The following is a 13300-nucleotide window of genomic DNA, read 5'->3' on the forward strand; positions in this document are numbered from 1 at the left end:
CGCCATCTCTCTTGGTGGCGACAGTGATACGATCGCTTGTATCGCCGGAGGTATCGCCCAAGCTTATTATGGTAGCGTACCAGAAACTATTGCCCAAGAAGCATCAGCACGTCTCGACAACCATTTGCGTAAAGTTACCGAAAAATTTATCACTCGATACAATCTGAAATAATTGTGCTATCACCGTAGCAGTAGCGCGAGTCAGACTCAACTTTTTGCTACTACCCAATCTTAAGAAGTTAGAAATCAGGTGATTTATGGCTGACGTAATCGATTATCAAATCTACGGGAACGATATGCAACTCGTAGAAATTGAACTCGATCCAGGCGAAGGAGTGCGAGCAGAAGTTGGTACAATGACCTACATGGAAGACGGCATAATGATGCAAACCAATACAGGTGGCGGTCTTTTTTCCGGCTTCAAACGAATGCTAACCGGAGAAGGTTTTTTTATCACTACCTTCGCTAACAGTGGCACAAGAAAATCTCGCGTTGGTTTTGCTGCGCCTTATCCCGGTCAAATTATTCCTTTAGACTTAGCAAAGGTAGGAGGTCAATTTTTATGTCAAAAAGACTCATTCCTTTGTGCAGCCAAAGGTATTGATATTGATATCGCCTTTACTAAACGCATCGGGGCTGGTTTTTTTGGTGGAGAAGGTTTTATCTTACAAAAATTAACAGGTGACGGACTTGCTTTTGTCCACGCAGGCGGTGCAATAATCGAAAAAAACTTAATGCCTGGTGAAAGAATTCGTGTAGATACTGGCTGTATTGTGGCATTTTCGCCGTCTGTCAACTACGACATTCAATTTGTTGGTGGTTTTCGTAATGCTTTGTTTGGTGGTGAAGGTTTGTTTTTAGCCAACTTAACTGGACCAGGAAAACTGTACTTACAAAGTATGCCTTTCTCTAAACTAGCCGATCGCATTCTCGCTCATCTACCCACACCTAGTAGCACCAGCTAGCGCGTAGCCACATTTACCACTCATCAGTAAACAGTTTATCGTGTAATTCCTCCTCCAATCCCCAATCCCCACTAGATAAATGAAACCAGAGAAACCCGCAACTAGAGCGGGTTTCTTTACTTTTACTCGCAATCAATAAGTACCTCCTCTCTCGAAGGTAAGACAAACTCTATCTCTCGATAGCGAGATGAAGCAAACTTATTTATTTATTAGTGTGAAAAGTGAAGAGATGAATTTTGGAGAAAATAATTTATGGCACTTGCGAAAGTAGCAGATTATTACCCTAATTATAAACGCGAAATATTTAACGGTAAAGACATCAAAGGCTTTGATGTTTATGCTGGCACAACCAACGAAAAAATCGGCACAGTTCACGACGCTTTAGTTGATGAAACTGGTCGTTTTCGTTATTTCGTAATCGACACAGGCTTTTGGATTTTTGGGAAAAAAGTATTACTTCCCATTGGTAATTCTCGCATCGATTACGATCGCGGCAACGTTTATGCTCTGAGTTTGACCAGTAAAGACCAAGCAGAAGCTTTACCAGAGTATAGAGACGACATGACCGTTGACTTCGACTACGAAGAGCGCGTCAGAAAAGCTTATCGCACCCCAGCAACTACCACGGCAACCACTACCAACTATACTCACGATAACTACACATACGATCGCGATCGCGAACTTTACGACACCAATGAACGGGATCATGGCTTGTTACGCTTGTATGAAGAGCGTCTGATTTCCGACAAAGACCGCTACAAAGCTGGTGAAGTAGCAGTTGGTAAAAAAGTAGAAACTGAAACTGCGAAAGCTTCTGTACCCGTAGAAAGCGAGCGCGTTGTCGTTGAGCGTCGCACCCCTACGGAGGCTGGGAAAAAAGTGGCTCCCGGTAGTGTTGACTTCAAAGAAGGTGAAGTAGCACGGATGGAAGTATACGAAGAAGAAGCAGAAATTGGTAAAGAAGCCTTTGTTCGCGAAGAAGTTAACGTCCGCAAAGAAGTAGACCGCGACACCGTAACTGCTCAAGAAAAACTACGTCGTGAAGAGTTAGATGTAGATGTGGAAGGAAATCCTACCGTTCGCCGCGAGCGGTAAACCAAGACATAATTTGTGCAGCCGCTTTTTGTGGCTGCTACAGTCACGAAATAACGCAGGTGAGAGCAACAAACATTTGCTCTACCTGTGTATTTTTCACAAAAATGTTAAATTAAATTCTGGAGTGAAAAAGTGAATTATCAAAATCTAGAAGATCGACAAAAGGCAGCTATTTTAATAGAAAAGTTAAAAAAAGAGCTCAAAGGTTTTCTGGTACAAACCCAACCAGGAAAATTAATCGGTACGGTTCAAGATTTACAACGAGAGGATAACGGTAAACTTAACTTGGTTTTATTACCACCAGAAGGGAATGGCAACAAAAATCAGTTTTTATTAAGTGGAACATTAATTGAAAAAGTCGATCGGAATAAGCGAATTTTGTTGAGCAAACCCGTAGAAGAAAATCAAAAATTAATTTCTGACAGCACATCTTATACTTCTACTTCCGAATTAGAAAATCTGGAAACAGAATCAGATCGGATTATTCGTTTATTAGCAGAACAGCTAATTGTCGAACGCAGTAAGCACAAAGTGGGCGAAGTTGTCGTTCGCAAAGAAATCGAAACCCGAATGGTAGAAGTTCCCGTACATCGGGAAAAGTTAATTGTCGAACAAGTGGGAGCGGAAAACAAACAACTAGCGGAAATCGATTTAGGTGAAGGCGAAGTTACTGGTGTTGAAGTAGGTAAAGCAACAGTTAGAGGCGAATTTATCTCTCCGAAAGCAGCCAGTGACTTGTTAGCAGCGATCGCGCTGGATAAAAATCACGGTTGTGCGGCGGTGCGCGTGGAAATTGTTCTCAATAACCCAGAACGTAAAGAAACTTATCAACAAATGTTCGATCGCTGTACCGGGAAATAAAGCGCGATCGCCGCTTCGCTGTTGGACTCTTGCTTGTTAGGATTTAGATATAGTTTTTGTAGAAAGTGAATTCCTCTTGCTATGTCAACGGCTGCCCAACCTTTACCCGCTAACCTCGATCGTATTGTGCAACGCTTCAAGCGGCGATCGGACCCAAAGCAGCGTTATCAACAACTGCTCTGGTATGCGAAAAAACTCGATGCAATGCCAGAAGCAGACAAAACTCCAGAAAACAAAGTCTCCGGCTGCGTTTCTCAGGTTTATATCACTGCCGATTTAGAAGACGGGAAAGTTTGGTATCACGGAGATTCTGACGCACAACTGGTAAAAGGCTTAGTTGCTCTTCTAATTCAAGGGTTGAATGGTTTAACTCCAGAAGAGATTTTACAAGTTACTCCTGATTTTATTGAAGAAACTGGACTGAAGGTCAGCTTAACTCCTTCCCGCGCTAACGGCTTTTACAATATCTTCCAAACCATGAAGAAAAAAGCTCTTGGTTTTCAAATAGCAACCTCTAGTCAAGAAAATAATTAGGAGTTTATCGCCAAGCGACTAAAGTCACAGTTTGACTAACAAAGCCCGCAGAAGCGGGCTGTTAAATATCTAGATTAATTTTTTGATAATTAATGTCATCACAGCGTCGTCCGCGCAAATCTATGGGTTTGGGTAGTAGTAAGCTGAAACAATACCGAATTCCCACTTCCCAACCTTTTCAATTTAACTGGAACGATCTCTACCACAGACTACTAATTGTTTCCTGGTTTCAATTCTTCGCTTTAATCGTTTTCTCCTATTTAATAATCAATCTTTGCTTTGCTTTTGCTTACCTCTTGCAAGAAAATAGCATTACCAATGCTCAACCAGGTTCGTTGATTGATGCTTTTTTCTTCAGCGTCCAAACAATGTCAACTATTGGTTACGGCGCTATGTCCCCTCAAACTTGGTATGCTAATTTTTTAGTTACTATCGAGGCTTTATTTGGTCTTTTAGGCGTAGCAATGGCAACTGGACTGATGTTTGCTCGTTTCTCGCGACCCACTGCTCGCGTAATTTTCAGCCGAGTTGCCGTAATTTGTCCTTTTAATGGCGTTCCTACCTTGATGTTTCGCACCGCTAACCAACGCGATAACCGCATTTTGGAAGGACAAATTCGAGTCAGTCTCCTGCGTAATGAAGTATCGCCAGAAGGAATCCAATTACGTCGCTTTTACGATCTCCAGTTACTTCGTTCTCAAACACCGATCTTTGGCTTAACGTGGATGGTTATGCACCCCATCGATGAAAATAGTCCTCTTTTTCAAGTAACAACCGATCTTCTCATTGACTGGGATGCGGAAATTCTCGTCACTCTCACTGGGCTAGATGAGACTTTTTCCCAAACTATCCACGCTCGTTATTCTTATCGAGTTGAAGATATTTTCTGGAATCTGCGTTTTGTCGATATTTTTTCGAGAACTACAGATGGTAAAGACTACAAGCTTGATTTAACTCATTTTAACGAGGTTATCCCTTTACCATCTGAGGGTAAGAATAAATTGTAGCTCTATTTTTATGGCTAATTAAGAAACTTTATTCTTCACTTTCTGAGATAGTGCGAGAACAACACCAATTACTGGGTAGTCCGGAGGGCCAACCCATGCGTAAGGCTTCTGGACAAATTGCCATGACTGTTAGTTGACAGTCGATAAGCTGGAATCCTTGTTTTTCTGTCTGCTTGAGACTTTGTTTCAAGATCGAGTCGTTTTTGAATTCAATCGTCTTATTACATTGAACGCAAACCATGTGATGGTGGTGGTGGGGATAAGGATGATTGAGTTCGTAGTGTTTATGTCCTTCAGCTAGCTCTAATTCCCGTAGAATGCCCATGCGTGCCATGAGCTTGACGCTGCGGTAAATCGTGGATAAGCTGATTGCTTCGCCTCGTTGTTCCAGCAAATTGTGAATTTCCTCTGCTGAAAGATGATTTCCTCTCGGCAGATTTTGAAACAGATGCAAGATGGTTTCTCGCTGTGGGGTTAAACGCCAACCTCGTGAATTGAGTTCGGCTTTCAGCGACGTGGCTGTATACGGAGGCATATCGAAATCCTCTCAGGTATCTCTCTTTATTGACAATGATAATTGCGATCGCTACTTATTTTCAACAAACACTACTAATTGACAATTACTCGCAGTCTTTTATCGATCTCTATTGAAAATTGGGGACTGGGGATTTCAGTGAACAGTTACCAGTGAGCAGTGAGCAGTTACCAGTGAGCAGTTATTAGTTATCAGTTTGTCCCCTTTATCTTCCTTGTCTCCCTTGTCTTCCTTGTCTCCCAAGTCTCCCTCATCCCCCATCCTTCCCTCTCCAATAACGCAGCAAAATCCCGTGGTTGGGGCTAAAGAAAAAAGCTAGGAAAAAGAAAGCAAAAATTACTAAAACGATCGCTGGTCCGGATGGTAAATCTAAGTAATAGCTTAAGTACATCCCGCTCACGCTACCCAAAACACCAATTATTGAACCTAATAACATCATTTGGTGTAATTCTTTGACTAATAAATAAGCTGTGCTAGCTGGAGCTATCAATAAGGAGATAACCATCAAAACACCCACGGTTTGCATACTGGCAATAATTGTCAAAGTGACGGCAGCAATCAAACAAAAATAAATTAAATTTACTGGTAAGCCAAAGGCTTGAGCGCCCAAAGGATCGAAGGTATAATAAAGCAATTCGCGGTAAAACATTTTGACTAAAATCAAAATGATCAGCGTGGCGATCGCCGTTTGAACTAAGTCGGTTGGAGTAACACCTAAAATGTCGCCAAATAAAATTGAACTCAGGTCAATTGTGTTAGTTCGCAACAGTTTAATTAGCATTACTCCTAAGCCTAAAAAGCCCGACAATACTACTGCCATTGCTGCGTCTACATTGACGGGAGATTGAGAGCGAATCCAAGCTACAACTAGAGCGCTTGAGGTTCCAGCAATAAATGCGCCAAATTCGAGATTAATTCCTAGAAAAAAGGCGATTGATAGTCCGGGTAAGACGGCGTGGGAAATCACATTACCTAGTAAACTCAGGCGTTCTACAACTAAATAACTACCAACTACTGCACAAACTATGCCTAATAAAATTGAAATTATTAAGGCATTTCGCATGAATTCAAAAGTGATAATTGGTTCGATTAGCCAATTCATTTTTTATTGGGGATTGGTGATTGGGGATTGGGAGGGCAACCACGGGGGGTTTGCCCCTACGCTGGGGATTAGGGGTGTAGAGACGTTGTATGCAACGTCTCTACTAGGCGGAGACTAAACTGAGGTCGTGACCGTAGGCTTTTTGAAAGTTAGTTTTGGTTAATACTTCTTGGGGGGAACCAACAGCAATTAATTGTTTATTTAGTAATAATAAGCGATCGTAGTAAGTTAAAGTTTCTCCTAAATCGTGGCTGACAATTAAGAGGATTTTGTTTTCAGTTTTGAGTTCTTTGAAAATAGTCAGAATAATATCTTTGGTTTTGATATCAACTCCGTTAAAAGGTTCGTCAAAAAAGAATACTTCTGCTTGTTGGGCTAAGGAACGTGCGAGAAATACTCGTTGTTGTTGTCCTCCGGAAAGTTGTCCAATTTGGCGATCGCGCAACTCCCACATATTCACTCGCTTCAGTGCGTCTTTGACAATTTCTTGCGATTGACGCGAGGGATTTTTCCACCATTTTAGGTGTCGGGTTCGCGCTAGCATGACTACGTTTTTCACGGAAATTGGATAATTCCAGTCAATCTGCGATCGCTGCGGTACATAAGCTACTTTTGCTAATTGATTTGCGAAACCTCTCTCGTTATACTTGACATCTCCACTAGAATGTGGTAACAAACCCAACATAGCTTTGAGCAGAGTAGTTTTCCCGGCTCCGTTGGGACCGACTAAACCGATTAATTGTCCGGGTTTAATGATAAAGTTTACACTCTCAAGGGCGCAAGTGCCTCGATATTTGACTGTGAGGTTACGGATTTCGAGCATATTCGAGCGATCGCTCCTCTGGTGATTAGGAATATCAGTGGGATTCACTTTCTCTATTGTGAACGAAAATGATTCTCACTCGCACTGGCAAAAAGTAATAGAATGAGAATCATTCTAAAATAAATTTTGCTTGGAGTGAGAAAATGGAGAAGTGGAAAAGAATTGGGTGTGTAGGATTAACTACATTAGCCGTTGCTTTTGCTGGATGTAATACTGTAGAGACAGAAAGCGGGGAAACAGAGAAACTGCAAGTAATAGCGACAACAAGCTTACTTTGCGACTTAACAGAAAAAATAGCCCAAGACACAGTAACATTAAACTGTTTAATCGAACCAGGAACAAATCCCCATAGCTACGAACCCACCCCAAGCGATCGCGCAGCGATCGACCAAGCGCAACTAATTTTATATGGTGGTTATCAGTTAGAAGCAAAAATGATTGCTTTAATTGAGTCTACCAGCAGTACAATTGAAAAAATCGCCATTTATGAACAAGCTGTACCCAATCCTTTGCTAGGAGAACATCACGAACATCATCACGACGAGGAACACAATCATGAGGAAGAAGAAGTAAATACCGAAGAAGAACTTGTTAGCGATCCTCATGTTTGGCATGATGCCGAAAATGGCATTAAAATAGTTCAGAGTATCGCCGAAAACTTAGAAAATCTCGCCCCAGAAAACGCCCAACTCTACCAACAAAACGCCGCAGAATTAACCGAGAGACTAACTGAAATCGACACTTGGATTAGCGACCAAATAGCCACAATTCCCATTCAGCAACGCAAACTCGTCACCACTCACGACGCATTTGGATATTACGCTCAAGCTTACGGTTTAGAAGTCGAACCCATACAAGGAATTTCTTCCGAAACCAAACCAAGCGCAGCCAGATTAAAAGAAATTGTCGGAACCGTAAAACAAGCCGAAGTACCAACAATTTTCGCTGAAGCGACCACTAATCCTAGCGTACTAGAAACAATTTCTAGAGAAGCAAATGTGAACATTTCCAAGCAACCTTTGTACGCTGCTGGACCAGGAAGCAAAGGAAGCGAAGTAGAAACCTATGCAGAAATGCTCATCGCTAATACTCGTGCGATCGTCGAAGGATTAGGAGGCGAATATAGTCCACTGTAAGGGTAATTCCTCCTCTAGTTGGTAGGTAAATCAACATTTATGATAACCTCTCCCCCAACCCCTCTCCTGAAAGGAGAGGGGAGAAGAATTGCTACAGATTAAGTATTTCCAAGGATTAATTACTCCCCCTTCGGTTGTAGGGAAGGGGGTTGGGGGGTTAGGTTAGACAATGGTAGCGTTAATGCGTGCGTGCGCTGCGCGAAATACAAACTCCTCGTTGCGGAAACCAACCCTCTGGTGGTAGTGTTTTCCAGCACCGTTTTCGTGGTAAAACTTACTACAATAACATCAAGTCAGGCGATTTCGCTCCCATACATCCTCTTAGCAAGTAGTCGGGCGATAATTGTTGCTGTAACTTACTGTTACCCGAAAATCTAGGCGATCGCGAATGAGGATTGTTAATTATTAACCTAACTATATTGGCTCACAAAAACACCAATTTGTCAACTACTAAAACATATTTTTTCATATTGGCTACTTTGAAAAAAACTAATTAAAGCAAGAGAAAAGAGGTGAAAGTAAATGCAACCAACAAATCCAAATCAATTTACTGAAAAAGCCTGGGAAGCAATTGTTCGCACTCCAGATATTGCGAAACAAAATCGCAATCAACAAATTGAAAGCGAACATTTAATGAAGTCTCTCCTCGAACAAGAGGGACTAGCTACCAGCATTTTTAATAAAGCAGGTGCAAGCGTCCAAAAATGGCGCGATCGCACTGAGGAATTTCTCAATCGTCAGCCGAAAGTGGCGAATACTAACGGTTCGGTGTATTTAGGGAAAAGTTTAGATACTTTATTAGACCGCGCTGATGGTTATCGCCAAGAATTTGGTGATGAATATATTTCTGTCGAACACTTTGTTTTAGGTTATGCCAAAGATGACCGTTTTGGCAAACAATTATTTAAGGAATTTGGCTTAACAGAAAATAAACTGAAGGAAATTATTAAAGAAATTCGAGGTAGTCAAAAAGTGACAGATCAAAATCCAGAAGGTAAATACGAAGCATTAGAAAAATACGGTCGCGATTTAACTCAATTGGCAAAAGAAGGTAAACTAGATCCGGTCATTGGACGCGACGAAGAAATTCGCCGGACAATTCAAATTCTTTCGCGGAGAACGAAGAATAATCCAGTTTTGATCGGCGAACCAGGAGTAGGAAAAACCGCAATTGTTGAAGGATTAGCACAACGAATTGTCAGTCGTGATGTGCCAGAATCGTTACGCGATCGCGCTTTAATCGCCCTTGATATGGGTGCGTTAATTGCTGGTGCAAAATATCGCGGTGAGTTTGAAGAACGCTTAAAAGCAGTTCTCAAAGAAGTTACCGACTCCCAAGGAAATATCATCATGTTTATTGATGAAATTCACACCGTTGTCGGTGCTGGTGCAACCCAAGGTGCAATGGATGCGGGTAACTTACTTAAACCAATGTTAGCTCGTGGCGAACTTCGTTGTATCGGTGCGACGACTTTGGATGAGTATCGCAAGTATATCGAAAAAGATGCTGCTTTAGAACGTCGTTTCCAAGAAGTTTACGTCGGTGAACCCAACGTCGAAGATACAATCTCGATTTTGCGCGGTTTGAAAGAACGTTATGAAGTTCACCACGGTGTGAAAATCGCGGATAATTCCTTAGTTGCAGCCGCAGTTTTGTCAAATCGATATATTAGCGATCGCTTTCTTCCTGATAAAGCAATCGACTTGGTAGACGAGTCCGCAGCTAGATTGAAAATGGAGATTACCTCCAAACCCGAAGAACTTGACGAAATTGACCGCAAAATTCTTCAGTTAGAAATGGAACGTCTTTCTTTGCAAAAAGAAAACGATCGCGCTTCCCAAGAAAGGTTATTAAGACTCGAAAAAGAGTTAGCCGACCTCAAGGAACAACAAAGCCAGCTTAACGGACAATGGCAAGCAGAGAAAGAAAATCTCGACCGAATTCGCCAAATTAAAGAAAAAATCGACCAAACTAATTTGGAAATTCAACAAGCGGAACGAGATTACGACCTGAATCGCGCTGCGGAATTGCGTTATGGTAAGTTGACTGACTTACAACGTCAAGCGAAAGAAGCGGAAAATAAGCTGCAAGAAATGCAGACTACGGGTAAATCCTTACTACGTGAAGAAGTTACTGAGTCGGATATTGCGGAAGTAATTTCCAAATGGACGGGAATCCCAATTTCTAAACTGGTTGAGTCAGAAAAAGAAAAGCTGCTGCATCTCGAAGAAGAATTACATCAGCGCGTAATTGGACAAGAAGAAGCAGTCACCGCAGTTGCAGATGCAATTCAGCGATCGCGCGCGGGTTTGGCTGACCCCCATCGTCCCACTGCTAGCTTTATTTTCCTCGGACCTACAGGTGTTGGTAAAACTGAGTTAGCGAAAGCATTAGCAGCGAATCTGTTTGATACCGAAGAAGCTTTAGTTCGCATCGATATGTCCGAATATATGGAAAAACACGCCGTTTCCCGGCTTTTAGGTGCGCCTCCGGGATACGTCGGTTACGAACAAGGGGGACAACTTTCCGAAGCCATTCGTCGCCGTCCTTATTCGGTTATTTTATTCGACGAAATCGAAAAAGCCCATGCAGATGTGTTCAATATCATGCTGCAAATCTTGGATGACGGACGCTTAACTGATTCCCAAGGTCATGTCGTAGACTTCAAAAATACGATTATCATCATGACCAGTAACATTGGTTCGCAGTATATCCAAGACGTCTCCGGTGACGAGGAAAAATACGAAGAAATGCGATCGCGCGTTATGGAAGCAATGCGTAACAGTTTCCGTCCCGAATTTCTCAACCGCATCGACGAAATTATCATCTTCCACAGTTTGGAAAAATCACAATTGCGCGATATCGTCAAACTGCAAATCAAACATCTCGAAAAACGTTTAGCAGAACAAAAAATCTCTCTCAAACTCGCTGACGATGCCTTAGAGTATATCGCCGAAATCGGTTACGATCCAGTTTACGGTGCGCGACCTTTAAAACGAGCAGTACAAAGGTATCTGGAAACAGCGATCGCCAAAGCAATTTTGCGCGGTGAATTTAAAGAAAATGATACTATCTTCGTCGATGTCGAAGACGAAAGATTAGTCTTCAAACGCTTACCAGTTGAGATGTTAACCTCCTAGAAACAATCTAGAGACGTTGCAGCAACGTCTCTAGTGTTATTTAATAGTTGAGAGAAAGCCTCTACTTCTGTACGGAATCAGCTCTTCTAATCGGTCTTTTGTGGGTACTTTAAGTAATTATTCTTAATTATGTTATTTTGATGAAGCTAATATATTGTTTTGATGAAGTTCTCGATTAAATATTTACTCGGAAAAAGACGATTGTTATACTCGGCATAATAGTGAAAACACTAAGTCGAAGGAAGTAAATTCTCTGATGAAGACTCCACTTACTAAAATCGCTTTTGCTGCTGCTACTGGTACTGTCCTCAGCTTAGGAGCAATAGCTAACTCTGCTGAAGCTGCTAGCTTCAACTTTTCCTACACCCTACAAAACGGAGATATCCTCAGTGGGATGTTAGAAGGGGAAGTCCAAGCAGATAATGATACAGTTATTGTTTCGGAAATTAGTATGGCTAGCTTCAATGATGTACTCGGTCCGGAACTAACATTAATTGAATCTTTCTTTGAATTTTTGACAGGAACTCCTGGAGTCCCAACTGTTAGCTTCAGTGGTTCGGTAATGGATATTATTGCCTGCGGGACTTCAAATTGTTCCGATGGTTTCCTATTTGAGGGTAGCGGTAGCCTTTTCGGTACTCCTGCCTACTCTAGTGGTTTTTCCTATGGCAATACTTTTGACAATTATAACCCAGAAAGATGGCAGCTTACTGCGAAAAATGTTACTTCTGTACCGGAACCAGCTTCTCTATTAGGTCTTTTAGCTGTGGGTGCTTTGGGGATTGCTTCTCATCGGAAAGGTAGTAAGCTGAAAAAGGCTGAATAATAAATTTTTCTTAATTATATCAAATCCGGTTAATCAGTCATATAGCGGGCAAGATGCCCGCACTAGGCGAAATGGTTTAATATTGTAGTGCAACCATCTTGGTCGCTCTTTTTATTCTATGGTCATTCTTCCGGATTTGATATTACTTTAATAATTCTCAATTTCGCTTATCAACTATTTAAAGCTTTGCGGGCAATTTTCGCGTAAGTTTTCACAGTTTCATAAGACATATCTAACTCTAAAGCAATATTTTTTAAAGATTCTCCTCGTTCTTGTCTAGCTAAAATCGTCGCTCTCGTTTGACAGACATTTAAAGCGCGCGTTCCGCCCGTTCGCTTTTGAGTTTTTAGTAAGTTGGTAGTTAATTCTTCAATCCGTTGTGCTAATTGAGTTTCTACTGCTAAACTTTCAATTGACGGAGTATTTTCTGTCCAACTGAGTTTAGTTCGTCCTAAGCCAAAAGTGGTTTTATGTCCGGTTCCGCAGTAAGGTGCGAGTTGTCCTAGTGCAGAAAAAAGATCGACAAATTCTGGTTGTTCAAAAGCAGCTTTTGCGAGACTATATTCGATTGCACCCACAAAACCTGTAACTGTTCCTCGCTTTCCCGCAGCTACTTTAGTTGTCTGTAATTGATGGCGATTAATTAAGACATATTCGTCTATCCAGTCGAGAAATTCATCTTGGGGATAAGGTAAGTTAGAAAAGTCGTTCCAGCGTCGTAAATAACTGTGAAAAACGTTTCTCGGTAAGGGTAGGGGAAAGTGATGTTTTTTGCGTCGAAAGCTGGTAGGAGAAATAAAGCTGAGATTGAGAGATTTCAGTGTTTTGCTGGATAATAAATGTTGGTAGGTAGTGGGAGGATTGGCGATCGCTACTTGTATAATTTCTAAAGGCGCGCTGCGTAAGTCGATGGTTGCAGGTACTTTTTCTAACCATTTTTTCAGCCACTCGACTAGTTCCACTGAAAGGGCGTTTACATACCAACGATAAGTTTGCTTTGATTTTAGCTGTAACTGTTTCCCTTGAGTATTGATTTCTCCTTCTAAATCGGAAATTGTAAAAGGTTTTTCTGATTGTCCATCGTGGAGATATTGAGATAGTTGCGGATTTAATTGACGCACTTGGTCTAAAAACCAAGCGTGCAAACCGATTGTATACTGAGGAAATAAAGTTGCGTTGGTTTGGGGTACAACTGACAAAACTAACCCGACTAGCTCGGTTTGCTCCGACCAAGTAAGATTAGTTAGGGAGGTTTTGGTTTGCGCCATTGAAACT

13 protein-coding genes are annotated in these 13300 nt (G+C 41.6%); 9 read left to right on the forward strand and 4 right to left on the reverse strand.

Translation table 11 applies throughout. The annotated features are described in order from the left end of the window. Positions 1-4: 4 nt before the first annotated feature. The 6 genes from G3T18_RS25905 (at position 5) to G3T18_RS15410 (ending at position 4462) form a co-directional block, all read left to right on the forward strand. Positions 5-172, forward strand: a complete 168-nt coding sequence (locus G3T18_RS25905; protein ID WP_224411488.1) for a hypothetical protein — start codon at positions 5-7, stop codon at positions 170-172. 85 nt (positions 173-257) lie between these two features. After that, positions 258-965, forward strand: a complete 708-nt coding sequence (locus G3T18_RS15390; RefSeq protein ID WP_224411453.1) for a TIGR00266 family protein — start codon at positions 258-260, stop codon at positions 963-965. 252 nt (positions 966-1217) lie between these two features. Further along, complete coding sequence (locus tag G3T18_RS15395; protein ID WP_224411454.1) at positions 1218-2060, forward strand: DUF2382 domain-containing protein; 843 nt, start codon at positions 1218-1220, stop codon at positions 2058-2060. Positions 2061-2192: 132 nt separating this feature from the next. Further along, complete coding sequence (locus tag G3T18_RS15400) at positions 2193-2921, forward strand: DUF2382 domain-containing protein (protein WP_224411455.1); 729 nt, start codon at positions 2193-2195, stop codon at positions 2919-2921. Positions 2922-3002: 81 nt separating this feature from the next. Beyond that, positions 3003-3455, forward strand: coding sequence for a SufE family protein (locus G3T18_RS15405; protein ID WP_224411456.1), 453 nt, complete (start codon positions 3003-3005; stop codon positions 3453-3455). A 92-nt stretch (positions 3456-3547) separates the two neighbouring features. After that, entirely contained in the window at positions 3548-4462 is a 915-nt protein-coding gene (locus G3T18_RS15410) for an ion channel (RefSeq protein ID WP_224411457.1), read from the forward strand. Positions 4463-4490: 28 nt separating this feature from the next. Here the strand turns inward: G3T18_RS15410 and G3T18_RS15415 are convergent, their stop codons facing one another. From G3T18_RS15415 to G3T18_RS15425, 3 genes are all read right to left on the reverse strand, one after another. Then, complete coding sequence (locus G3T18_RS15415) at positions 4491-4997, reverse strand: transcriptional repressor (RefSeq protein WP_224411458.1); 507 nt, start codon at positions 4995-4997, stop codon at positions 4491-4493. A gap of 250 nt (positions 4998-5247) precedes the next feature. Beyond that, complete coding sequence (locus G3T18_RS15420; protein ID WP_224411459.1) at positions 5248-6099, reverse strand: metal ABC transporter permease; 852 nt, start codon at positions 6097-6099, stop codon at positions 5248-5250. A gap of 103 nt (positions 6100-6202) precedes the next feature. Beyond that, positions 6203-6970 (reverse strand): metal ABC transporter ATP-binding protein, encoded by a 768-nt coding sequence (locus G3T18_RS15425; protein WP_397333959.1) that lies wholly within the window; start codon positions 6968-6970, stop codon positions 6203-6205. Positions 6971-7065: 95 nt separating this feature from the next. On the opposite strand from G3T18_RS15425, the gene G3T18_RS15430 reads away from it, so the two are divergent. The 3 genes from G3T18_RS15430 (at position 7066) to G3T18_RS15440 (ending at position 12025) form a co-directional block, all read left to right on the forward strand. Beyond that, entirely contained in the window at positions 7066-8058 is a 993-nt protein-coding gene (locus G3T18_RS15430) for a metal ABC transporter substrate-binding protein (protein ID WP_224411460.1), read from the forward strand. Positions 8059-8580: 522 nt separating this feature from the next. After that, entirely contained in the window at positions 8581-11199 is a 2619-nt protein-coding gene (clpB, locus tag G3T18_RS15435) for an ATP-dependent chaperone ClpB (protein ID WP_224411461.1), read from the forward strand. Between the two features lie 256 nt (positions 11200-11455). Then, complete coding sequence (locus tag G3T18_RS15440) at positions 11456-12025, forward strand: PEP-CTERM sorting domain-containing protein (protein ID WP_224411462.1); 570 nt, start codon at positions 11456-11458, stop codon at positions 12023-12025. A gap of 170 nt (positions 12026-12195) precedes the next feature. Here G3T18_RS15440 and cas6 read toward each other — a convergent pair whose 3' ends face one another. Beyond that, positions 12196-13293: a CRISPR-associated endoribonuclease Cas6 gene (cas6, locus tag G3T18_RS15445; protein WP_224411463.1), complete on the reverse strand. Its 1098-nt coding sequence runs from the start codon at positions 13291-13293 to the stop codon at positions 12196-12198. Between the last annotated feature and the right edge of the window lie 7 nt (positions 13294-13300).

The organism is Oscillatoria salina IIICB1, from assembly GCF_020144665.1.
GTDB lineage: Bacteria > Cyanobacteriota > Cyanobacteriia > Cyanobacteriales > SIO1D9 > IIICB1.